The sequence below is a fragment of the Thiovibrio sp. Mzg5 genome (assembly GCF_055379285.1).
Genome location: NZ_AP022872.1, coordinates 284,922 through 306,799, shown reverse-complemented (window position 1 = coordinate 306,799; position 21,878 = coordinate 284,922). Strand labels below are relative to the sequence as shown.

Sequence of the window (21,878 nt, the reverse complement as noted above, 5' to 3'; positions counted from 1 at the left end):
CTATTCTCAAGTGATGCCGTGTTTTTTCATTGCAGGAAGGGGGGTTGTCCTGTAAAAGTGGCTGAGCATTAATTTGGGGTATCATGTCAGTTTGCCGCTGGCAAAAATCCGGCAAGTTGCCCAGTTTGTAAAAACCATTCGCTGGTTTCCTCCAGATATCCCGATCAGATTGGTATCAGAAAATCGAGGAGACGGAAATAACCATTGCAGTGCCCATCGCCGCTAACAGCAGGGTAAACGGCGCTTCTTCGGCTCCTTATTATCGGTCACAGGATTCCAACGCCGTTAACGCTGCTGTTATGATCTTTTTTGAACGACGGCTTACCGCAGCAGGGAAACACGATTTGCATACTCATCCCGAGATCTCCAGGTTTCTATTCCCTCCTCTGCCCAGGCTTTTCCTGATCCTGGCGGCTGCTGCTCTGATTATGAGTGGCTTCACCGCCTGTGCCCCGGTGGGAAATCAGAGCACCGCCTTGATTGTCCCGGAACCCGTGCCCAGGGTGTACACACAGAAAACCGCCCCTGCCGTACAACCCAAAAAACCTGCCCAGCCAGAGGAAAAAACAACCCCGGAAGAGGCAGACCCCCAAGCGCTCAAGCTGGCGGTAAGTCCGGAAATAGCAGAGCTGGCGCAACTCAACGCCTGGGATGTGCTTCCCTTGCTCAGCCCGGGGGAAGAAATCGAGTCCTGCGATTTCCCGCTCAAAATGAATGACCAGGTGGAATACTACCTGGATTTTTTCACAAACCGCCATCGCAAGACCTTTGCCCGCTGGCTTGCCCGTTCCTCCCGTTATCTGCCCATGATAAAAAAAGAGCTTGCCCAGGCCGGACTTCCCCTGGATCTCGCCTACCTGCCCATGATTGAAAGCGGCTTCAACACCACGATTTCTTCCCCGGCCAGCGCGGTGGGCACCTGGCAATTCATGCGGGCCACCGGCAAGAGCTACGGGCTGGAAGTCAACAAGTATGTTGACGAACGATGCGATCCGGTAAAATCGACCAAGGCGGCGGTCGCCTATCTCTCAAACCTGTACAAACAGTTTGATTCCTGGCATCTGGCGGTGGCCGCCTATAATGCCGGGGAAGGAACAATCAAGCGGGCCATGAAGCACTCCGACACCGAGGATTTCTGGGAGATTGCCCAGAGCCAGTATATCCACTCGGAGACAAAACTCTATGTCCCGCAGCTCATCGCCGCCATCATGATTGCCAAGGATCCTACAAAGTACGGGTTTGACGATATTGATTATGACGAGCCGCTGGACTACGAGACTGTCCATGTGCCCCGCGGAACCCCGATCAAGGCTGTGGCCTTGGCCTGCAATCTTCCCGAGGAGGAGATTCTCGCCCTCAACCGGCACCTGTCCAAGGCCATCACCCCGCCCACCGAAGCGGATTACCCGCTCCGGGTACCGCCGGGCAAAAAAGATCTGGTGCTCAAAAATCTCCCCAAGGTCCGTCCGGTCACGGTCACCGAATTTAATACCCACGAGGTGAAACGCGGCGAGACCCTGACCACCATCAGTCGGAAATACAAACTGAGCAAAATCACCTTGCTGAAGGCCAACAATCTCGAGCAGGAGCGCCTTTCCCTGGGGCAACACCTGAGAATCCCTTACCAGACCACCGCCTACAGGCTCAGTGACGAGCCGCTGCATCTCGCTCGGGCCGGGGCCAGCATCCCCTTGTTTTCCATCCGCACGGAGCCGTCCGATCCCCGGCCCGGCAAAAAAAACAAATCCCGCAACCTCAAACAGAAAAAACAGACAGAAACATCCGAAAAACGGGTTCTTTCCCCGGTGACCAAAGAAAAGAAATCCACACCTCCAGCCAAACAAGAAAAGGCCAAGAAATCTCCGGCGCCATCATCCCAAAAATCCGGCTCCGGCAAAAAAAGATAACGCCCTGTAAACAACCCGAGGCTTGGACAGCGGATGAAAATTCAAGGCAAAATAGCCCTTGTTCTCGGAGGGGCGAAGGGTATCGGCAAGGCAGTGGGGTTCGCCCTGGCCAAGGCCGGGGCAACGGTGGTGCTCACCCACTATGACTGGCCCGAAGAAGCCGCCGTCATGCAGGAAGAACTTGCCGCCCTTGGCGATCATCATCTGGCAATAAAAATCGACCTGCGCGACCCGGCCGCCATCCAGGAACTTCTCTCCACCATCCAGACCCGCTACGGCGGCCTCCACATCCTCATCAACAATATTGAGCGCGGCGGCATGCCCATTGTCCACGGACCCTATACCCCGGAGCAATGGGAACTGGAGATGGCCACCACCCTGCGGGCCAAGTGGTGGGTCATGCGTTTTGCCCTGCCCCTTTTGCAGGAGAGCGCGGAGGCTGCGGTTATCACCCTCTCGTCCATTGCCGGAATTGTCGGCCGTTCAGGACCGGCGGGCCTCATCTTCAACGATGGCTACAGCGCAGCCAATCGCGCCATCTCCTCCTTTACGGAAACCTGGGCCAGAGAAGGCGCTCCTACAGTGCGGGTCAATGAGTTGATGCTGGGGTTTTTTGAAACCAGGCATGGTGAACAGACCCGAGGCTGGAGTCTGCTCAGCGCGGAGCAACAGACCGCCATCCGCGAGCATATCCTGCTGCAGCGGACCGGCAAGATCGAGGAAATCATGGCCGCGGTTTTCTTTCTGCTGCGGGATGCCACCTACATGACCGGGGCGGTGCTGCGGATGGACGGCGGTTATGTGCTGGGCGGCGAGAAAATCCCGCCCATGCCGGTGGGGGTGGAATGACGGCAGGAAATATTTTCTACTTTTATTGTGAGGACATCATCATTTTGCCGCTTACTTCTTTTCCAGCCCCATCCTCTTAAGCAGATCCTCAACCGCCCATTTGGGGATCTGATGCAGGACCAGCTCCACGGCCTTGGCCTTCATGTCGTCTTCGTTTTTAGGAATCCCGCCCTCGCTGGCTGCCATCTCGGCAAAGATGTCTTCGGCATCGAACCAGCAGATCTCCTGATCATTCGTGCCATAGACAGTCAACACCCGCCGGTTGGACTCGTAGAGGTGCTCCTCTTCCATCACCGCGCCGACCAGCTTCTTGGCCACTTCATAGGGAATGCATTGCATATCTTCCGCGTTCATCGATTTCTCCTCGGTCTTTTTTTTATATTCTGCCGAACTCACTACCCTATTTTTCCGCGTTTTTCAAGCACTCCCTGGTACTCGCCATCGTGGATTTCCGCCCGCTTTCCGGCTTGACGGCTTCCGGGTAGACTGGTAAGACAAAATCACCTCCAACTGAAAGGTTTTCCATGCCTCACGAAACATTCATGCACCTTGCCCTGCAGCAGGCGCAACAAGCCCTGGCCAACAACGAATTTCCGGTGGGCGCCGTCATTGTCGCCGGAGGCGAACCGGTGGCCATGGGCCGGCGCAAAAACAGCCGGAGCGAAACCGCCAACGAGCTGGATCATGCCGAGATTGTCGCCCTCAGGGATCTGCTCGGTCGCCGGCCGGATATTGATCGCCAGACCCTCACGGTCTATTCCACCATGGAGCCCTGCCTCATGTGCTACAGTGCCATGCTGCTCAACGGCATCCGCACCTTTGTTTATGCCTACGAAGATGCCATGGGCGGCGGCACAGGGTTGCAGCTTACGAGCCTCACCCCCCTGTACCGGACCATGGCGCCGGAGGTGCGCATCCTGCCCCATATCCTGCGCCAGGAAAGTCTCGCCCTTTTCAAGGCCTTTTTCACCAGCCCGGAAAACAACTACTGGCAGGGCAGCCTGCTGGCAGAATACACCCTGGCCCAACCCTGAACGGCCCCCACATGAACCAGCCTGTCGCCAAGACCCTGCATTTTAAGCCGCACGAACGCAATATCTTCTTCCATATCCTGACCGCCTGCAATCTCGCCTGCAAACATTGCTACATCAACCCGGCCCAGCACGGCACCGGGACTGTTTCCCGCGAAACCATGGAGCAATGGCTCACCCTTTTCTATGATCCCAAAAAGGAAAGCAACGTCATCTTCCTGGGCGGCGAGCCGACCCTGCACCCGGACCTGATCCACGGCATCCGTTATGCCCGGGCCCTGGGCTACAAAACCATCACCGTGGACTCAAACGGCTTTCTGCACCACGATCTGCTCAACCGGCTCAAGCCAGAGGAGGCGGTGCTCAGCTTCAGCCTGGACGGGCCGAACCCGGCGGTCAACGATGCCCTGCGCGGGGAGGGGGTTTTCGCCATCTGCACCGACAACCTGCAAAAGGCCATTAGTCTGGGCTTTGAGGTGAGCGTGATCTACACGGTGAGTCAACTGAATATCGAGCATCTTCCGGCAATGCCCGAACTGCTGGAGCGGTTGGGCTGCAAGCGGTTTTTCATCCAGGTCATCGGCTTGCGCGGCAAATCGGCAAGCGAACAGGAGGCAAGGCTGCAGGTCTCACCGGAAGAGTGGCTGGCCGTGATCCCAGGGGTGGCCAGGGATGCGGCCCAACGGGGAATCCATGTCATCTATCCCAAGGTTTTCCTGGAGCCGGGGGAGGAATTTCTCTGTGCAGGCAATGTGGCGGAGAACTACTTCATCTTCCCCAATGGCCGGGTCTACCTCTGCCCGCTGTGCGAGGATTTCCCCCTGCACACCTTCCGCATTGAAGACAACTGCCTGCTTGAAAACAGCGGGATCACCGAAAAAAGGCTCTTCTCGCTCAACATCCCCGAGGGGTGCGTGATGAACAAACTCCTGCAACCCGGCAACCTCGAATACCTGCCGGACGGCAGCCCGCGCCACCGAATCTCCTGCTGCCTGCTCAAACAGGAAATGCGGCCAAAATAGGCACAATACCGCACACAAAAAAGGCGGCCGGGCTTTTCGCCACAACCGCCTCTACAAACTCCCGCCGCCTTGGTAACTGGCAGGGGCTGAATCATCTCCGAGCTAATCCCGCTTAAAAAGATACCATACTCAACGGCATTGCCAGAGCTTGCCGCCTCCTGCCTATCATTGCGGGGTGAACTTGGTCTTTTCGCCTTTTTTGGCCTGTTTGGCTGCCTTCTTTTCCTTCATGGTCTTGGCCGGTTCCTTCTTTACTGCTTTCTGGGTGTCCTTGGCTTTACTCATGATTGATGCTCCTGATGGTTGAGGTTAGGTCCGCGCCGCAGCTGGCGAACGGCAATGCCTTGGAAGCGGCGCAACACATGCTTTCATCATGCCTTTTTCCGCTCATTATCGCAAGCATTACGCGCAGGCAACAACAAGGAAAATTCGCCATTGTTGCCTGGCCGCTAATCGTCTAATATAGCGTCTTTCCGTTTCGCTTTGGGGACGCATCCCCGCTTTTTCTTGGGAACAACTATGAATATAACACTTCTGGATTACGGGGCCGGCAATGTCCGCAGCGTCCGCAACGCCATCAAAAAACTCGGCTTCACCGTTACCGACGCCAAAACTCCGGCGGATATCCTGGCTGCGGAAAAGCTGATCTTCCCTGGGGTCGGCAGCTTTGGCAGCGCCATGCAGCGCTTGCACCAATGCGGCTTTGTCGAGCCCCTGCTCACATACCTCCGGGCCGACCGGCCATTTTTGGGCATCTGCCTGGGGCTGCAAACCCTGTTCGAGGGAAGCGAGGAGGCCTTGGGCGTGGCCGGGCTGGGGATCATCAAGGGCCAGGTCCGGAGGTTCGCCGAGACAACCCTTTCGGTGCCGCAGATCGGCTGGAACGGCATCAATATCAGAAAACCCTCCCGGCTGCTGGCCGGTTTCTCGGAGGAGAAGCTCTACTTTGTCCACTCCTACCGCGCCGCCATGGAACCCGGCAACGAGGAGTGGGTGCTGACCACCACCAACTACGGCGAGGAGTTCATCAGCTCGGTGCAGAAGGGCAATGTGGCTGCCTGCCAGTTCCATCCGGAAAAAAGCGGCGCCGCCGGACTGGCGATCCTGAAAAACTTTTTGGAAGCCACGGATCTTTCCGCTGCTGGCCACATGGAGATCGCCACAAACCCGGCGGAAACACGGCTCGCCAAACGAATCATCGCCTGTCTCGATGTGCGCAGCAACGACAACGGTGACCTGGTGGTGACCAAGGGCGACCAGTACGATGTCCGCGAAGCCCAAGGCGAGGTGCGAAACCTCGGCAAACCGGTGGAGCTGGCCCGCCGCTACTACGAAGAGGGCGCCGACGAGATCACCTTCTTGAACATCACCGGCTTCCGAGACTTCCCCATGAAGGACCAGCCCATGCTGGAGGTCTTGCAGCGCACCTCGGAGCAGGTCTTTGTGCCGCTCACCATCGGCGGCGGCATCCGCGAATTCACCGACTCCACCGGCAAACATTATTCGGCCCTGGATGTGGCCGCGGAATACTTCCGCTCCGGAGCCGACAAAATCTCCATCGGCAGCGACGCGGTGCTCATTGCCGAGGAATACCTGAAAACCGGCACAAAAACCGGGGCCAGTTCCATCGAGCAGATCTCCCGTGTGTACGGCAACCAGGCGGTGGTGATCTCCGTTGATCCGCGCCGGGTCTATGTAAAATCTCCTGCCGACACCCCGCGCCACACCATCAAGACCAAATTCCCCGGACCAAACGGCGAGGAGTACTGTTGGTATCAGTGCACCATCAAGGGTGGCCGCGAAGGCCGCGAGGTGGACGCCCTGGAGCTTGCCACCTCCTGCGAGGCGTTGGGGGCGGGAGAGATCCTCTTGAACTGCATCGACAAGGACGGCACCAATTCGGGCTTTGACCTGGAACTGATCAACCAGGTGCGTTCAGCGGTTTCCATCCCGGTCATCGCCTCAAGCGGCGCAGGCAAGGTGGAGCATTTCTCCGAGGTGTTCGAGAAAACCGGAGCCGAGGCGGCCCTGGCGGCGGGAATCTTCCACCGGCAGGAAGTGCCCATCAGCGCGGTGAAGGCGCATCTGCGCGAAAAGGGGATTGAGACGCGATAGCTCTCCTTTTGAATGGGGGACCGAGGACAATGAGCAGGAGCTAAAACGGAACTTCGCTTTACTTTTTCTTTGGCGTTCCATATCCTGTTAAGTAATGTCGTACAGGTGGAAATCAGTCGCTCAAAAACCTGATGGTGTTCATCCGAATTCGGCACTCCCTCTCCTTACTTCTCGAGGCGACCAACGCATGACCTATCAGCCACCCTACACCATCACGCCGACCATCCTGCAAAGGGTCGCCGAGATCGTCGAGCTGATCACACGCTGGTCGGTCTCCGCTGATTATGCCTTATCGCCGCAGCTACGGCGCAACAACCGCATCCGCACCATTCAAGCCTCGCTGTCCATCGAAAACAACACCCTGAGCATAGAGCAGGTGACCGCCGTACTGGACGGCAAACAGGTGCTGGGGTTGCCCCGTGAAATTCAGGAGGTGAAGAACGCCTTTGCCGCCTATGAACAGTTACCCCGTTGGCAACCGCATTCCCTGGCCGACCTTTTGACAGCGCATGGCTTGCTGATGGCCGGGTTGGTGGATGAGGCAGGCTCTTTCCGCAGGGGTGCGGTGGGCATCTACAATGAGCAGGGCGATCTTGTCCATATGGCCCCTCCTGCCGAGCGGGTATCGGGGCAGGTGGCGGATTTGCTGGCCTGGCTGGCCTCGGCCCCGGTCCATCCCCTGATTGCCAGTTGCGTGTTCCATTATGAGTTTGAGTTTATCCATCCCTTTGCCGATGGCAACGGCCGCATGGGGCGTCTCTGGCAAACGTTGCTCTTGAGCCAATGGCAACCGATGCTGGCCTATCTGCCGGTGGAGTCGGTGATCCGGGTACGCCAAACCGCCTATTATCAAGCCCTGGCCGAGGCAGACAGGCTGGCGGATTCAACCCCGTTCATCGAGTTCATGCTGCACGCCTTGCAGGACACCATGACCGAGGCACTCACGAAACCGTCGGAGAAAACGTCGGCAAAAACGTCGGAGAAAATTGTCGTGGCGTTGGGTCAGAATAATTTGCTGACCATTGCCGAACTCGCCAAGCATATTGGCGTCACCAGCCGTTCCATTGAGCGGAACATAGAAAAGCTCCAAGAGAAAGGCCGGTTGCGTCGTGTCGGTCCTGCCAAGGGTGGCCACTGGGAAGTGCTGAAATGAATGAATCATAAACAGGGGAAACGGTTGCGGTTTTTTTTGTGCCTTTTCCACGTATTTTTTCTGTATTGTGATCGGAGATCAGGTTTGCTAGGGTTTTCTAAACCTTTTTCTGGCAGGTGCTCCAGGAAGGAGAGGATGTGCAGTCATTACTGGAATTCAAGAATCAGGTATAGGTTGGCTGGCAAATCAACAACGTGCCCCCCTCTGCAATTTACGGGAGGCATCTGAATTGCGTATCCTGTCCCCGGAACTCCTCCAAGCTCATTGGCGCGGTCCGGTGAGCTTGGCGTTATGGAGAATCATGTGGGAAACAAAAGTAAAAAGGAAACCGCACAAGCCGCCTATGAAGCTATTTTACGGAAGGTGCTTGAAGTTGATGTCAATAAGATCGACAAGCGACATTATAAAGATATACTGAAGGTTGCTCTTAGGCTGTACTCTCATTTCAGTGATCCTAAATACGATGAAGGCATTGACCAAGAAATGGTGAGAGCGAATAATGAAAATTTTGAAATTCACCATCCAAACGAAATTTCATCACTTGCTGAAGATCTAATTGGTGGCAGCACAACTTTGGTTGAAGCAATGGAGAAAGCAAAACAAAAAATAATTACAAGTAAAGAAAACCACCGTGAAAAAATTCATGCGGTAAAGCCGTCGATTGATATTGCAAAAGCTGAGTGAGAAAGGAGAGATGGGTGGACAAGTTACACAACTTACCAGCGTCCCCTTTGGGCTCTTAATGTTGGGCACTTAGAACGTAGACCAATGACCCGAGAAGAACTCGTAGCAATTATCGCTGACTCAAAGATTTTTCAGCACTGGCATTGGTTTGCCTGGCATTTTCAGCACTCCTTGAGAGGGCAGCCAAACGTCCTTGCTGATTCGGTCATTGATACCTGCCTAATATGCGAAGGGCGCATTCCGGGGTATGCGGAACGTACAATCAGCTTACTGGCAAGTATCGGAGGAAGGGAAAAAAACTTGCCTGATTGGGAGCAACTTCTTCAAGTCCTAGCCGAGCTTCTGGTAGTAGGCTACTTGGCGGGCATAGATTGGGGGCAAGAGGTTACGTTTGAATCAGAACCAGTTGCCCAAAAGGGCGGGAAAAACCCAGAAGTCTTAGTGCGCAGCCCAGAAATGACCCTGGCAGTAGAAGTAAAGGCGCCAGCGCTTTTTTCCCACCAGGAAGTACGCTCCTCTAATGCTGAACAAGTCGCTTCTAGGTTTGCGTCACAAAAAGAACTCTCAAATCTACTTCAAGACCCCAAAAAAGTTACTTACCCTCGTGACAACCCAGTAAAGGATTTTTTGGCAAGCGCCCAATCCAAGTTTGAGCAGTTTGAACAGGAACCTAACTTTGTCAGCGTATTGGCTATTGTGTGGGACGATTTCGTATACGAACCAATATCAGCCCTTCTCCATCCGGGCAGTGGCCTCCTCACTGAAAACAGTTTTTACAAGGACAAAGACAGCCGACCAATTACATTTAGCGCGGTAGGTGCTGTCATCATCATCAGGCAGTTGCACCAATTCGTCCGTGCATGTCGAGAAGAACAACTTGCCGACGAGCTGCGTCACCCTTTACAGTACGACATTGGAGGTGGGTTCCCACCAAAAATCTTGGTGGTCAATCCTTTCTCAGAGCAGGCGACATCAGACCTTTATAAAATTCTCAAGGCTGAGGCTCCGGCACCTGAACTGGGAGCCGAATACACGCCGAAGGAATTGATTTGGTGGATCTAGCTACAACAACGCCCAACAATGCTTGAGCATAGCGAGAAAATAAATGGAAGTTGCAAAAGCCATTAAAATCCCGAGCCTTGTCATCAAGGCATTAAAGCTACTCGGATTCGAAAGAAAACACAATAGAATCAAGGCAATGGAGTTTACAGTCCGTTGTCTTCAGGAAAGTGAAAAAATTATTAGAGCAGATGTTCTTCCAACAGAAGAAACTAGTTTCAGTCATGAAGTTATAAAAAAATATTACCAAAGTGCATCTTCGATTGTTGGCGGCATAATTTCAAAAAATGATATTGAAAAAATAATGCAAGCTCTTTCAGCGGCCCGTATTTACTATTGGATTCGAGTCTTTGACGGTAAGAGTTTTAATGAAATAGATAATTTGATCAAAGAACGAGAAAAAAGAATCTTGGCAGGGGCAGCTAGGAATAATTCATGTGAATATGTAATTCAAAACTTTGGCAGTGGCAAATATAGCACTCAAAAAGACAAAGAAATGATTTCTTTGCTAAGGGACAATTGTTTAGCCGATATAGCAGAGTTAAAGCGCTTAGAAATTACCTATATAAATTGAAGAAATAAGCCCAACAAGGCAAGTTAGCGGAAAACTTGGCCTGCGGCCAATTTTCCACTGATCTTTATCGTTGACCGAAACACAGGAAACAGGAATAAAGCGATGCAAGACGAGCTTGAGAACGATACGGCAGGAAGAGGCGATGACTCGGGGTTGACGCACGCTGTTCCTCCGATCCAGGGATTTGAGAGGGCATTGGTTGACCAGGACACCGAGCAGCAGTGGGCCCCGGTTTCCGATCGCAAGATCCGGGTGGGCATCATTGGCTATGGCGTGTGTGGATTCGGTGCGGATTTCTCTTTTCAGGATCACCCGAATGTAACGGTCACGGCGGTTGCCGATCTCGTGCCCGAGCAGTGCGCCGCGTTGGCAAAAGCCTGTCGCTGTCAGAAGATGTACGGGACGGGCGAGGAACTTATCCGAGACGAGGCGGTCGAAGCTGTTTTCATTGCCACGGATGCGCCCAGCCACGCGCGCCTCGCCATTGCGGCTCTCCAAGCTGGGAAGCACGTTGCCTCGGCCGTGCCGGCGGTTTTCGGCTCCCTGGAAGACGCCGAGGCGCTTTTCGCTGCGGCCAGGAGTTCTGCTGGGAAGTACATGATGTTTGAGACCTCCTATTTCCATGGTGATCTCTACTGCATGCGCGAGATGTACAGGAAGGGAGCGCTTGGCAGGCTGATTTACTCCGAGGCCGAGTACCTGCATTACCTGGGAACACCTCTGCCCGCGTACGGGGCATGGCGTACGGGCCTGCCGCCGCAATGGTACCCAACCCACACGAATGCCTATTACGTGGGGGTTACAGGCGGTTCATTCACGGAAGTGTCGTGCATGGGCATGCCCAGCTCCATTCCACACCTGCAGGCCGAGAACAACCGCTTCGGCAATCCGTTCGGCACCGAGATCGCGCTGTTCCGCACCAGTACAGGAGGCATGGCCAGAATGGCGGTCAGTTGGGAGATACCGGGCACCGGTGACGAAACGGGGCGGATCTGGACCGAGAAGGGAATTTTCGACCGTGTTTTCAAAGGGATGGATGGCAAGGAGGCGCCATTGATCAAACGGCCGCCTCTGCCGCCGGGAGTTCAGCCCGCTGGCCACGGCGGGTCGCACGGCTATCTGATGAGTGAGTTCATAGAGTCCATACTGCAGGACCGCAAGCCGCTTGTGGACATTGCCCAGGCATTGAACCTGACGGTGCCCGGCATTGTCGCACACCAGTCGGCGATGCGGAACGGGGAATTGCTGAAGATTCCGCAGTATGTTCTTTGATTCGCAGTCCTGAAGGCTGATGTGGGTGTGAAAAAAATTGTGTGATACGAGGCTGTTGCAAAAAGGTTTATTGTGCTTCGACAGGCTTGTATGGTTTTTACAGCTCATTTCTGAGAAGCTCTAAGAAGAAGAGCCGGGGTGGAGGGACTTCGACTGGCATCTGCCGCGCTGCGGACAGACTTACTGAGAAATCTCCCACCACACCCCAAACGTCGATGAAGAATCTAGCGGCATGTGCATTGACCGCCGATTTGAACGCAAGCTAACGTCGGTGTGTGCCACCCCAGCATGATTACTTTACTTCTGGAGGCTACCATCATGCAAACCTTTCTAAACGTAGGGGTGGATGTTGCCAAAGACGCCGTTGTCGTTGCTTGTGCTGCGCAAAGCTTTCCTGTCCACAGTGTTGTCAATCAGCATGAAGTTTTGCTGGCTTGGCTGAAATCCCTGCCCGCAGGCAGCCGTATCGGCCTGGAGTCTACAGGCGGATATCACGAGTTGCTGGCTGATCTGGCGCATAGGCAAGGCTATACCGTATTTCTGCTTAACCCAATGGAGACCCGGCACTACGCCAAGGCCATGGGCAACCGCGCCAAAACCGACCGTGTCGATGCCGAACTAATCGCTCGTCTCATCGCGCAAGAGCATACTCGCCTGCGTCCCTACACGTCCCCCACGGCCAACCAGCGCAAGCTGGACCATCTGATCCGGCGGCGGGCCAAGATCGTCCGCATCAAGAGCACGCTCAAGCTGACGATGGCCAACCTGGGCGGGTTTGCCCCTGAGCTCAAGGCGGTCTTGTGCAAGCTCGACGCTTTGATTGCCAAAATCGATGTCGCCATGGCAACGATTGCTGCCCGTTCTCCGCAACACAAGGAAACGCAACAGCGGTTGCAAACCATTGTGGGGGTTGGCCCCCTGGTGGGCATGGCCTTAACCAATACGTTGGAACGAGTTCCTTTCCGCAATGCGGATGCGTTCGTCGCATTCACCGGTTTCGACCCCAGAGCAAATGACTCCGGTCACAAGGCTGGCCGTAGACGCTTGTCCAAACGCGGCCCCGGCGAATTACGCCGTCTGCTGTTTAATGCCGCGATGTCCGCCGTCAAAACCAAAGTCTGGAAACCTATTTATGAGCATTATCGCAGCAAAGGCTGGAGTACGACCGCAACGTTGGTGATCATCGCCCGGAAAATCGCCCGAGCCGCCTGGTCTATTCATCACTACCGCTCGACATTTAACCCAGAACGGCTTACAAAATGCTTGACGTAAACCATAGAATCTCAGCATGAACGGAAGAAACTATAATGATTTCAAGATGATTACCGTTCGCCCTGAGCCTGTTGAAGGGTCTTTCCCTCTTTTTGCAAGAGGCTCATACTGCACTTCGGCAAGGGAGCCGTATGAAACAAATAGCCGTGTTTCTGCTTCTCGTCATCATTGCCCTTTTTTGTTCAGGCTGCTGTATCCCGGATCTTCCCGGCCCCATTGGCATCCCAGGCATTTAGACAACACCCTCATTCCGCTTACGTCCCCGGCGGAATGAGGGCCTGAGTAATATGCGACAATTCTTCGTTGACGTCGAAAATCTTCGCATTGACTTCGGATATTCCAAAACTTTTCAACCGCTTTGTGTGCATCTCCAAATATGCCGTTGCATCATCTTCGTTCTCAAACAAGTAGATTCCGCCCGCCTGTTTTTCCGCTTCGTTTTCGGTCCATATCTTCCAGATGAACCCCGGTTCCTTCGTAATTGATTGCGCCAAAGCAGAAAACGCTTGGGCCATCTGCGGACCGAATGGCCCTTCAAACGGAAAATCAATCTGTAATAATTTCGCCATTGCCTTCTCCTTTCTTCGCCATTTCTTGCTCGAAAAAATTGCCTCCGAAATCTCTATCAGATTAGCTGACGCTCTGACACGTTCTCCTTTTTATTACCAACCAGCAAATGCGTTAAACGACGGTGCACTGAGTGGTTGTTGGGATTCCCTCTTTTCTTGGGTTGGCAAAACCGCGGAGAGATTCCTTGCTTCCGCGAAAAACATCATCCCTGGCCACCCTTCCCCTTGAAGAGGCGGCTGATGAGAATCCCTGCCTCGTACAGCCCGAAAAGCGGCACGGCAAGCAGAGCGGCAGACAGCATATCGCCTGCGGTGAGCAGAAAGGCAAGGACCAGGATGGCGAGATAAAAGTATTTCCGCTGCCGGGCAAAATAGCCCTTGGTGACGATCCCGGCCTTGGCCACCATGACCATGAGAAAGGGGACCTCAAAGGCCAGCCCGAAGGCCATCGAGGTCCGGGCCACAAAGGTGAGGTAGGCATCAAGGCGGAGCAAGGGCTCCAACTGCTCGTCGGCAAAGCTCAGCAAAAAAGCAAGCGTCCTCGGTAGCACCACCCAATAGGCAAACACCACCCCGCCGGCAAAAAGGGCTGTGGCCCAGAAGACCACCGTTCTCGCCATCCTGCGCTCGTGACGGTGCAGCCCCGGAGCAATGAACATCCACAACTCATAGCAACAGACCGGGAAACCGATCATCAGCCCAGCCAGCAGGGAAATCTTCAGGTAGCTGACAAAGGCCTCGGTCAGGTTGGTGTAGACTAGTTTGGCCAGATTGGGATGGCCCGTGATCAAGGGGATCATCAAAAAGCGGACGAGTTGCTCGGAAAAGGCATAGGCGATGAGGGTGGCCACCAGGATGGCCAGGAAGGAGACCAGTACCCGATTCCGCAGCTCCCGGAGATGCCCGGCAAAATGTCCGGCCAGTACCGTCATCCTACGGGCTTCTCTTCTTTTGCCTCGGGTTGGGTGGCTATCACGGCGGGATTGGAATCAGGCGGAGAGACCGCATCAACCTCCACCGCGTCCGGCGGTTCGGGAACCGTCGTGGAAGGCAGGTTGGGGTAGTCCTCTCCCAGCCGCTGCTGCCAGGGGTCCTGCCCCAAGTCCTCTTTCATCTCCTCGTGCAGACTCTCTTTGAGGGACGAAGCGGTTTTTTTCAGATCCAGCACTACCTTGGCAATGGATTTCGCCATTTCCGGGAGCTTTTCCGGGCCTACCACAATAAGCGCGATGCCCATAATCAGGATCAACTCGGGAAGCCCTATGCCAAACATGCCGTTGCCTCGATAGGTCCGCAAAAATCCATTCTGCCGAAAAAATTGTCGGCGCCTCAAATCCAGTGGGCAATCTACGGCATTTGCCCGAGGGTGTCAAGACAGGCGCGCCCGGAGAAAAAGCGGCCCCTCACCGCGATTGACTTTTTATTTTCCTTTGGCTATGGTGCCTGGTGCTGCACCCAACAAAATAAAAACATGAGCCCCATACGCGGCTCACTAATAACCTTTTTTCGGATGATTGCGGAGGAAAAGCAAGATGGCCAATGTGGTAATTGTCGGGACACAATGGGGCGATGAGGGCAAGGGCAAGATCGTTGACCTGTTGACGGAGCACGCCGACTTCGTCGTCCGTTTTCAGGGCGGCAACAACGCCGGCCACACCCTGGTGGTGAAGGGCAAGAAGTACGTCTTTCACCTGATTCCCTCCGGCATCCTCTACGACAACAAGATGTGTTTCATCGGCAACGGCGTGGTCCTCGACCCCGGCGTTCTGCTGGAAGAGATGGACAAACTGGCGGCCAGCGGGTTGCCGGTGAATCCGCAACGCTTGATGATCAGCGAGCGCGCCCACCTGATCATGCCCTACCATCGGCTCCTCGATTCCTGCAGCGAATCGGCCCTGGCCAGCGGCAAGAAGATCGGCACCACCGGCCGGGGCATCGGCCCCTGCTATGGCGACAAGATCCTCCGCAAGGGCATCAAGGCCGGGGATCTCCTGGACGCCGGGTCGCTGATGGAAAAACTCCGCGAGAACCTGGAAGAAAAGAATTTCCTCTTCAGCAAGAAATTCAACTGCGAGCCGCTGAAAGCCGAGGCGATATACGACGAATATATGCAATATGCCGAGCGGCTTGCCCCTTATATTGATAATGTTTCCGTGGCGCTGGACGATGGCCGCAAGGCCGGCAAGCACATCCTCTTTGAGGGCGCCCAGGGCACCCAGCTGGACATCGACCACGGCACCTACCCCTTTGTCACCTCCTCGAACACCATCGCGGGCAACGCCTGCACCGGCAGCGGCTTCGGCCCCTCCCACATCGACTGCGTCATCGGCATCCTCAAGGCTTACACCACCAGGGTTGGCGAGGGGCCTTTCCCCACCGAGCTGTTTGACGCCACGGGAGATGAATTGCAGCAAAAAGGCGGGGAATTCGGGGCCACCACCGGCCGCAAGCGCCGCTGCGGCTGGCTGGACGGCGTCATTGCCCGCGAGGCGGTGCGCTTAAACGGAATCAACGGCCTGGCCATCACCAAGCTCGATGTTTTGAGCGGCCAGCCGACCCTGAAGCTGGCCACCAGCTATGAGGCGGACGGCAAGAAATTGACCGCCATGCCCGGCAATATCAAGACCTTTGCCAAGATGCAGCCGATCTACGAAAACCTCGCAGGCTGGAGCGAAGAGATCAGCCAGGCCCGCAGCGTGGACGATCTGCCGGCCAAGGCCCGCGATTATGTAAAACGCATCGAGGAGTTCACCGAGACCCCGGCCTACATCCTTTCCGTGGGCCCGGGCCGCGAGCAGACCATGCTCCTCAACAACCCCTTCCAGAAATAACCAGAAGGAACAGGCATGAGCACAGAGCTGCGGCCCGACAGTTACGCCCGGCACACCCTGGAGCGCTACACCGGCTCCAGCGTCAAGGACTTCGGCTCCCACATCCTGCTCTGCAATTTTCACCGCTACATCGACGACTTCGCCCGCATCACCGGCAATCCCATCCAGCGCGGACACTGGAGCGTAGTCCACGACCGCAAACACGACCTGAGCATCATCAACCACGGGGTCGGTTCGCCCTCGGCAGGCATTGTCATGCACTGCCTCTCCTTTCTCGATGAAATCAAGTGCGTCCTCATGCTCGGCATGTGCGGCGGCATTGATGACGCGCTGGAGATCGGCGACATCATCATCCCCACCGCCAGCATCCGGGACGAAGGCACCAGCCCGCACTATCTGCCCAAGGATGTCCCGGCCCTGCCCTCGATCCACGTCAATCGCATCTGCGAACAGGTCATCACCAGCGAGCTGAAGATGGTGCCCAAGTCGGGCATCCTGATGACCACCGACTACCGGATGTGGGAATTTGACGCCGATTTCATCCAGTACATCCGCAAACACCGGATCATGGCCATCGACATGGAGATCGCCACCCTGTTCGCAGTGGGCTATGCCCTCAACGTGCCCACCGGCGCCATGATGCTGGTCTCGGACCTGCCCCTAAAAAAGGGCGGCATCAAGAGCAAGGACAGCGCCGAGGAAATCTTTCTCACCTATACCCAGGAACACCTGCAGATGGGCCTCAAGGTCATGGAGACCGCCTGCCTGAACACCCGGGGCCCGCTGGGTTAACGCCCTGATCTCATGCGTATTTGCCCTACAAGCGCACACCCCTCCTGAGCGGTTTGCCGCCTGTACCGCAATTGCTTGGTGAGAGATACCTCCTTCGGAGAAATGCATGTCCCGCCATATCGTCCACATCTCGCTCACAGCCAGAGACACCCCAGCCCGCCTGAGCGAACAGCCCCCCGTGGTTTTTGAAGCAACCCGACCGGAACTACCCGCCATCACCATCGATCCGCGCAAGCGCTTCCAGAAGATGGAAGGCTTTGGCGGAGCATTCACCGAAGCGGCTGCCGTTACTTGGCAAAAACTCCCCGCGGAAAAGCAAGCCGAGGTTATGAGGGCATACTTCGACCCGGACAATGGCCTGGGGTATACCATGGGGCGAACGCATATCAACAGTTGCGATTTTGCCCTGGGGAATTACGCCCATGCTGAAGTGGCTGGCGATTTTAGCCTGGAACACTTTTCCCTTACCCGTGACCGCGCCGCTATTCTGCCCATGCTTAAGGAAGCCCTGCGTCTCAGCGGCGGCCTGAAGTTGTTCGCTTCCCCCTGGAGCCCGCCGGCGTGGATGAAGACCAATAAGCAGATGAATGGCGGCGGCCGACTGCTCCCTGAATGCCGTGATGTTTGGGCGCGTTACTATTGCCGCTACATTCGGGAATATGAAAAAGAAGGCATCCCCTTCTGGGGCCTCACCGTCCAGAATGAGCCGGAAGCCAGCCAATCTTGGGATTCCTGCCTGTACTCCGCCGAAGAAGAGCGCGATTTTATCCGTGATTATTTAGGACCAACCTTACAGAAAGAGGGGCTGGGCCATCTCAATCTGATGATTTGGGACCACAACCGTGATGCCATCTACGATCGCGCCAGAGTCGTGTACGATGACCCCCTGGCGGCACAATACGTATGGGGCGCGGCCTTTCACTGGTACATGGGGGATCATTTCGACAATCTGACCGCCGTGCACGAAGCCTTTCCGGACAAACACCTGCTCTTCAGCGAAGGGTGTCAGGAAGGCGGCCCGCACACAGGCGAATGGGGCGTAGGTGAGCGCTACGGGCGTTCGCTCATCAATGACCTGAACCGCTGGACCGTGGCCTGGGTGGATTGGAATCTCATGCTGGATGCGAGCGGCGGCCCCAATCATGTGGGCAATTATTGCAGCGCGCCGATTCTGGTGGATACCCAGGCAGGCCTGCCCCTGTATCAGAGTTCCTTCTACTATCTTGGCCATTTCTCCCGTTACATTCGCCCTGGCGCCGAACGCATCCTGCATGCCAGCACCACCGATGACCTCGAGACAACGGCCTTCCTCAATCCCGATGGAAAAATCGCTGTCGTGGTCATGAACCGCACGGAGCAGGCGATCCCCTTTGCCCAGCAATACCACGATCTGGCTGCCCGCACGATCAGCCCGCCGCATTCCATCATGACCTTGCGGTTTGACAATTTTTGCGGATAAGCGGGAAAGCGGGGCAATGATTTTCACCTCACCCGCAAGAAGATGTTGACGGAGTCACAGGCTTTCTGTAGGAATTGACAGGGGGACCTGGACGGATGGGTCTGGCCGATACCAGCCGGAAAAACATTTTTTTATAGCCCTATGACCTTCAAACACGGTTTCTGCCTGCCGGGACAAGGCGCGAGGACAATCACATGCACGACGTCTTCCGCCTGCCCCCATCGCCTTTCGCTGACCGTGCCAAAGGTTCCAGCGCCGCTGATCGGCGTCACTTTCACCAGTATCCCCTGAGCCAAGATGCCTAACTCCCTCGATTTTCTCGTTGAATTTCTTCGCCTGTCGAAGCTGTTTTGGCGCTCGAAGCAAAAACTGAAGATTCGGGGCACCACCTTCCTCCTGGCGCTCCTGACCATACTGCAAATGATCCTGGCGGTGGTGGTTACGCAATGGAGCGCGGCGTTGTTCAACGCCCTGGAGCAGCACTCCATGCGCGGCCTTGTCACCCAGATCGGCGTGCTGGCGATCATCTTCGTCGCCGACATGGCCGTGACCGGATCGCATCTGGTCATCAAGCGCAATCTGCAGATCTACTGGCGCGACTGGCTGACGGAGCATGTTTTCTCCCGCTGGATGCGGGATGGCCGCCACTATCTGATCTCCCATCTCCCGGGCGAACACGACAACCCGGATGGGCGTATTGCCGAGGATTGCCGGGTCGCCAGCGAGTCAGCGGTCGCCCTGGGCCACTCGTTGTTTTACTGCATTTTACTGCTGATCGGCTTCTCGCAGGTGCTCTGGTCCCACTCCGGGGTGGTGACGCTCGACCTGGGAGCGTGGCAAATCCCCATCTACGGGCATCTGATCTGGATCGCGATCATCTATACGGCCTTGGCCTCCTGGCTTGGCTGGCAGGTGAGCCTGCCCCTGACCGGAGCCACCAACGCCCGGCAATCGGCAGAGGCGGACTTCCGCGCCGGTCTGCTGGAGGCGCAGGAAAACAGCCAGGCCATCGCGCTGATCCATGCCGATAGCTATGAGCGGCATCTTTTCCATGAGCTGTTCTACAAGCTTCGCAAGACCTGGGACACGCAAACCGCAGCCTGGCGAAATATTCAGATATTCAGCACCGGCTATGCCTCGCTGAACATGGCCTTTCCGCTCCTGATCGCCGCACCCCGTTACATCCTTGGGAGCATCACCTTGGGCGCGATGATGCAAGCTGCCCAGGCTTTCCAGCAGATGGTTGGCGCCCTCTCCTGGCCGGTCGGCAACGTGGGCGGGATCGCCGAATGGCGCGCCTCGGTGGAACGCACGCTGAGTTTACTCAAGGTGTTGGATAATGTGGAGGAGGAGTTGGCAAAAGCGGATCACTGGATCCAGGTGAAAACTTCCAACCAGCCGGTATTGGCCTTCCGCGACCTCAGTATCGCCAAATACGACGGCCCGGTATTGGCCCAAAACATCAATATGGAGATAGGCCAGGGCGAACATGTGCTGATCACCGGCAACACCTACACAGGGGCCAAGCTGTTTCGCGCCATTGCCGGGATACGGCCCTGGGGCAGCGGCGTCATCGAACTCCCCAGCCAAGGCCGCCTCTTTTTCATGCCGCCTCGGCCGTATCTGCCCACCAGCACCCTGCGCAACGCCATCTGCTACCCAACCTCCCGCCGGGTTTTCAGCCAGGAACAACTCGAGCAGGCGCTGCGTTTGGTGGGCCTTGAAAACCTCATCGACCAGCTCGATCAGAAGGACAATTGGATCAACACCCTGGCCCTGGGGGAGCAGCAACTCTTGGGCATGGTGCGCCTGCTGCTCAACCGTCCCCAGTGGATTTTCCTGCAGGCGGCCTTCGATTCCCTGGACTCCCGGGAAGAGGAACGGATGCTGCGCCTGATCAGTGAACAGCTCCCCGATGCCACGCTGCTTGTAATTTCCCATCTGCCAAACGGCGAGGCTTTCTACTCACGCCGTCTGAACCTGTAAAACTATGCAAAAGGATCATCCATGACTGTCCAAACGGTTCACGAAGGCGGCAGCAAACTACGCGGTGTCAATCTCGGCGGCTGGCTGGTGTTGGAAAAATGGATTACGCCGAGTCTATTCGAGGGGCTGCAAGCCACCGACGAGACCTCCTACTGCGTCGAGCTGGGCGAGGCCGAGGCTACCCGGCGCCTGCACCAGCACTGGAACACCTTCATCACCCGCGACGATTTCGCCTGGCTGAAAAGTGCCGGCATCAATGCGGTGCGGTTGCCGGTCGGCCACTGGCTCTTCGGCAAGGACTATCCCTACCACCGCAGCTATCAGGAGGCGCGCTATCCCTTCGTGGAAGGGGGGCTTGCCATCGTCGACAAGGTCTTTGAGTGGGCCGGGGAGTTCGATCTGCGGGTGGTTCTCGACCTCCATGCTGCGCCGGGGTGTCAGAACGGCTTCGACAACGGCGGCATCCTCGACGTTTGCGAGTGGCATACCAGCGAGGAGTACATCGAACATTCCCTGGCTCTACTGGAACGGTTGGCCGAGCGGTACGGAGATCAGCCAACGCTGCACGGCATCGAAACGCTCAATGAACCGCGCTGGGATATCCCCACCGATCTCTTGAAACGCTTCAACCTCGAGGCCTACCAACGCATCCGCCGCCACTGCCCGCCCGAGCGGGTGACGGTGGTGTTCCACGACGGCTTCCGCAGCTTCCGGGAGTATGCAGGGTTTCTCCTGGAGCCGGAGTTCCGCAACGTGGCCCTCGATATCCACCGCTATCAATGCTTTATGGATTACGACACCAGTCTGGACATCTTCGGGCACATCCGGAAGTCCGCCGTGGACTGGCGCGACGAAGCGGACGAGATCATCCGCGAGTCGGGCTATCAGGTGTATTGCGGGGAATGGAGCCTGGGGCTGGATTTGAAGATGGTCTCCCTCTGGGCGGAGGGGCCGTTCAATCATGCCCTGGAGGAAATGGATCTCTTTCAAATGTCGGCGGCCTATCGCGGCTACGCCTCGGCCCAAGTGCTGACCTTTGAGAAATACGCGGGCTGGTTCTTCTGGACTTACCGGACCGAGACCACTCCGGAATGGTGCTATCGGAACTGCGTGGATCAGGGGTTCTTCCCCAATATGGGCCGGCCGGAGCAGTTTTCGGGCATACGAGGAACCCTGGAACGGGCCAAAAATGCATAAGCCTGACCGTAACCGTTCACCAAGGGCACCAAAATTTAAGATAAACCCAGAAATGTAAGCGTTCAGCAGTGCCGCAGATGCGCGAAAGAGGTCTGCGAAGTGTGCT

At 56.1% G+C, this 21,878-nt stretch carries 20 protein-coding genes; 16 read left to right on the top strand and 4 right to left on the bottom strand.

Annotation, left to right across the window (positions count from 1 at the left end; genetic code table 11):
* Nucleotides 1-344: 344 nt before the first annotated feature.
* Together ACZ46D_RS01425 and ACZ46D_RS01420 are read left to right on the top strand one after the other, a co-directional pair.
* The gene (locus ACZ46D_RS01425; RefSeq protein WP_464928257.1) at nt 345-1,907 is read left to right on the top strand and encodes a lytic transglycosylase domain-containing protein; all 1,563 of its coding nucleotides are present in this window, start codon (nt 345-347) and stop codon (nt 1,905-1,907) included.
* Nucleotides 1,908-1,940: 33 nt separating this feature from the next.
* Nucleotides 1,941-2,756 carry an SDR family NAD(P)-dependent oxidoreductase gene (locus ACZ46D_RS01420; RefSeq protein ID WP_464928256.1) on the top strand — a complete coding sequence of 272 codons (816 nt, stop codon included), beginning with the start codon at nt 1,941-1,943 and terminating at the stop codon, nt 2,754-2,756.
* Between the two features lie 51 nt (nt 2,757-2,807).
* On the opposite strand, the gene ACZ46D_RS01415 is transcribed toward ACZ46D_RS01420, so the two are convergent.
* Nucleotides 2,808-3,110: a hypothetical protein gene (locus tag ACZ46D_RS01415; protein ID WP_464928255.1), complete on the bottom strand. Its 303-nt coding sequence runs from the start codon at nt 3,108-3,110 to the stop codon at nt 2,808-2,810.
* A gap of 170 nt (nt 3,111-3,280) precedes the next feature.
* Between ACZ46D_RS01415 and ACZ46D_RS01410 the strand changes: the two genes are divergently transcribed.
* From ACZ46D_RS01410 to ACZ46D_RS01370, 9 genes are all read left to right on the top strand, one after another.
* Entirely contained in the window at nt 3,281-3,790 is a 510-nt protein-coding gene (locus ACZ46D_RS01410; protein WP_464928254.1) for a nucleoside deaminase, read from the top strand.
* Between the two features lie 11 nt (nt 3,791-3,801).
* Entirely contained in the window at nt 3,802-4,809 is a 1,008-nt protein-coding gene (locus tag ACZ46D_RS01405) for a radical SAM protein (protein ID WP_464928253.1), read from the top strand.
* Nucleotides 4,810-5,328: 519 nt separating this feature from the next.
* Complete coding sequence (gene hisF / locus ACZ46D_RS01400) at nt 5,329-6,924, top strand: imidazole glycerol phosphate synthase subunit HisF (protein ID WP_464928252.1); 1,596 nt, start codon at nt 5,329-5,331, stop codon at nt 6,922-6,924.
* Nucleotides 6,925-7,111: 187 nt separating this feature from the next.
* The gene (locus ACZ46D_RS01395) at nt 7,112-8,077 is read left to right on the top strand and encodes a Fic family protein (RefSeq protein WP_464928251.1); all 966 of its coding nucleotides are present in this window, start codon (nt 7,112-7,114) and stop codon (nt 8,075-8,077) included.
* Between the two features lie 303 nt (nt 8,078-8,380).
* Nucleotides 8,381-8,761: a hypothetical protein gene (locus ACZ46D_RS01390; RefSeq protein WP_464928250.1), complete on the top strand. Its 381-nt coding sequence runs from the start codon at nt 8,381-8,383 to the stop codon at nt 8,759-8,761.
* A gap of 84 nt (nt 8,762-8,845) precedes the next feature.
* On the top strand, nt 8,846-9,823 hold the full coding sequence (locus tag ACZ46D_RS01385; protein ID WP_464928249.1) for a hypothetical protein: 978 nt from the start codon (nt 8,846-8,848) through the stop codon (nt 9,821-9,823).
* 43 nt (nt 9,824-9,866) lie between these two features.
* Nucleotides 9,867-10,394, top strand: coding sequence for a hypothetical protein (locus ACZ46D_RS01380; protein ID WP_464928248.1), 528 nt, complete (start codon nt 9,867-9,869; stop codon nt 10,392-10,394).
* A 102-nt stretch (nt 10,395-10,496) separates the two neighbouring features.
* Nucleotides 10,497-11,666 carry a Gfo/Idh/MocA family protein gene (locus tag ACZ46D_RS01375; RefSeq protein WP_464928247.1) on the top strand — a complete coding sequence of 390 codons (1,170 nt, stop codon included), beginning with the start codon at nt 10,497-10,499 and terminating at the stop codon, nt 11,664-11,666.
* A gap of 288 nt (nt 11,667-11,954) precedes the next feature.
* Nucleotides 11,955-12,938 carry an IS110 family RNA-guided transposase gene (locus ACZ46D_RS01370; RefSeq protein ID WP_464926747.1) on the top strand — a complete coding sequence of 328 codons (984 nt, stop codon included), beginning with the start codon at nt 11,955-11,957 and terminating at the stop codon, nt 12,936-12,938.
* 254 nt (nt 12,939-13,192) lie between these two features.
* On the opposite strand, the gene ACZ46D_RS01365 is transcribed toward ACZ46D_RS01370, so the two are convergent.
* The 3 genes from ACZ46D_RS01365 to tatB form a co-directional block, all read right to left on the bottom strand.
* Nucleotides 13,193-13,507 (bottom strand): monooxygenase, encoded by a 315-nt coding sequence (locus ACZ46D_RS01365; protein ID WP_464928246.1) that lies wholly within the window; start codon nt 13,505-13,507, stop codon nt 13,193-13,195.
* Between the two features lie 203 nt (nt 13,508-13,710).
* Complete coding sequence (gene tatC, locus ACZ46D_RS01360) at nt 13,711-14,439, bottom strand: twin-arginine translocase subunit TatC (protein ID WP_464928245.1); 729 nt, start codon at nt 14,437-14,439, stop codon at nt 13,711-13,713.
* Complete coding sequence (tatB, locus tag ACZ46D_RS01355; RefSeq protein ID WP_464928244.1) at nt 14,436-14,804, bottom strand: Sec-independent protein translocase protein TatB; 369 nt, start codon at nt 14,802-14,804, stop codon at nt 14,436-14,438. The genes tatC and tatB overlap by 4 nt, the downstream gene beginning before the upstream one ends.
* 235 nt (nt 14,805-15,039) lie before the next feature.
* Between tatB and ACZ46D_RS01350 the strand changes: the two genes are divergently transcribed.
* From ACZ46D_RS01350 to ACZ46D_RS01330, 5 genes are all read left to right on the top strand, one after another.
* Nucleotides 15,040-16,338, top strand: coding sequence for an adenylosuccinate synthase (locus ACZ46D_RS01350; protein ID WP_464928243.1), 1,299 nt, complete (start codon nt 15,040-15,042; stop codon nt 16,336-16,338).
* Between the two features lie 15 nt (nt 16,339-16,353).
* Nucleotides 16,354-17,130 carry an AMP nucleosidase gene (locus ACZ46D_RS01345; RefSeq protein ID WP_464928242.1) on the top strand — a complete coding sequence of 259 codons (777 nt, stop codon included), beginning with the start codon at nt 16,354-16,356 and terminating at the stop codon, nt 17,128-17,130.
* A gap of 106 nt (nt 17,131-17,236) precedes the next feature.
* Nucleotides 17,237-18,589 carry a glycoside hydrolase family 30 protein gene (locus ACZ46D_RS01340; protein ID WP_464928241.1) on the top strand — a complete coding sequence of 451 codons (1,353 nt, stop codon included), beginning with the start codon at nt 17,237-17,239 and terminating at the stop codon, nt 18,587-18,589.
* 297 nt (nt 18,590-18,886) lie between these two features.
* Nucleotides 18,887-20,575, top strand: coding sequence for an ABC transporter ATP-binding protein/permease (locus ACZ46D_RS01335; protein WP_464928240.1), 1,689 nt, complete (start codon nt 18,887-18,889; stop codon nt 20,573-20,575).
* A 21-nt stretch (nt 20,576-20,596) separates the two neighbouring features.
* On the top strand, nt 20,597-21,772 hold the full coding sequence (locus tag ACZ46D_RS01330) for a glycoside hydrolase family 5 protein (protein ID WP_464928239.1): 1,176 nt from the start codon (nt 20,597-20,599) through the stop codon (nt 21,770-21,772).
* Nucleotides 21,773-21,878: the final 106 nt, after the last annotated feature.

Excerpts from the sequence above, each read along its gene's own strand:
- ACZ46D_RS01365 (WP_464928246.1), bottom strand. The coding sequence starts at position 13,507 with ATGGCGAAATTATTACAGATTGATTTTCCGTTTGAAGGGCCATTCGGT.
- hisF (WP_464928252.1), top strand. The coding sequence starts at position 5,329 with ATGAATATAACACTTCTGGATTACGGGGCCGGCAATGTCCGCAGCGTC.
- tatC (WP_464928245.1), bottom strand. The coding sequence starts at position 14,439 with ATGACGGTACTGGCCGGACATTTTGCCGGGCATCTCCGGGAGCTGCGG.
- ACZ46D_RS01395 (WP_464928251.1), top strand. The coding sequence starts at position 7,112 with ATGACCTATCAGCCACCCTACACCATCACGCCGACCATCCTGCAAAGG.
- ACZ46D_RS01375 (WP_464928247.1), top strand. The coding sequence starts at position 10,497 with ATGCAAGACGAGCTTGAGAACGATACGGCAGGAAGAGGCGATGACTCG.
- ACZ46D_RS01370 (WP_464926747.1), top strand. The coding sequence starts at position 11,955 with ATGATTACTTTACTTCTGGAGGCTACCATCATGCAAACCTTTCTAAAC.
- ACZ46D_RS01420 (WP_464928256.1), top strand. The coding sequence starts at position 1,941 with ATGAAAATTCAAGGCAAAATAGCCCTTGTTCTCGGAGGGGCGAAGGGT.
- ACZ46D_RS01340 (WP_464928241.1), top strand. The coding sequence starts at position 17,237 with ATGTCCCGCCATATCGTCCACATCTCGCTCACAGCCAGAGACACCCCA.
- ACZ46D_RS01405 (WP_464928253.1), top strand. The coding sequence starts at position 3,802 with ATGAACCAGCCTGTCGCCAAGACCCTGCATTTTAAGCCGCACGAACGC.
- ACZ46D_RS01350 (WP_464928243.1), top strand. The coding sequence starts at position 15,040 with ATGGCCAATGTGGTAATTGTCGGGACACAATGGGGCGATGAGGGCAAG.
- ACZ46D_RS01415 (WP_464928255.1), bottom strand. The coding sequence starts at position 3,110 with ATGAACGCGGAAGATATGCAATGCATTCCCTATGAAGTGGCCAAGAAG.
- ACZ46D_RS01385 (WP_464928249.1), top strand. The coding sequence starts at position 8,846 with ATGACCCGAGAAGAACTCGTAGCAATTATCGCTGACTCAAAGATTTTT.
- ACZ46D_RS01330 (WP_464928239.1), top strand. The coding sequence starts at position 20,597 with ATGACTGTCCAAACGGTTCACGAAGGCGGCAGCAAACTACGCGGTGTC.
- ACZ46D_RS01410 (WP_464928254.1), top strand. The coding sequence starts at position 3,281 with ATGCCTCACGAAACATTCATGCACCTTGCCCTGCAGCAGGCGCAACAA.
- ACZ46D_RS01335 (WP_464928240.1), top strand. The coding sequence starts at position 18,887 with ATGCCTAACTCCCTCGATTTTCTCGTTGAATTTCTTCGCCTGTCGAAG.
- ACZ46D_RS01380 (WP_464928248.1), top strand. The coding sequence starts at position 9,867 with ATGGAAGTTGCAAAAGCCATTAAAATCCCGAGCCTTGTCATCAAGGCA.
- ACZ46D_RS01345 (WP_464928242.1), top strand. The coding sequence starts at position 16,354 with ATGAGCACAGAGCTGCGGCCCGACAGTTACGCCCGGCACACCCTGGAG.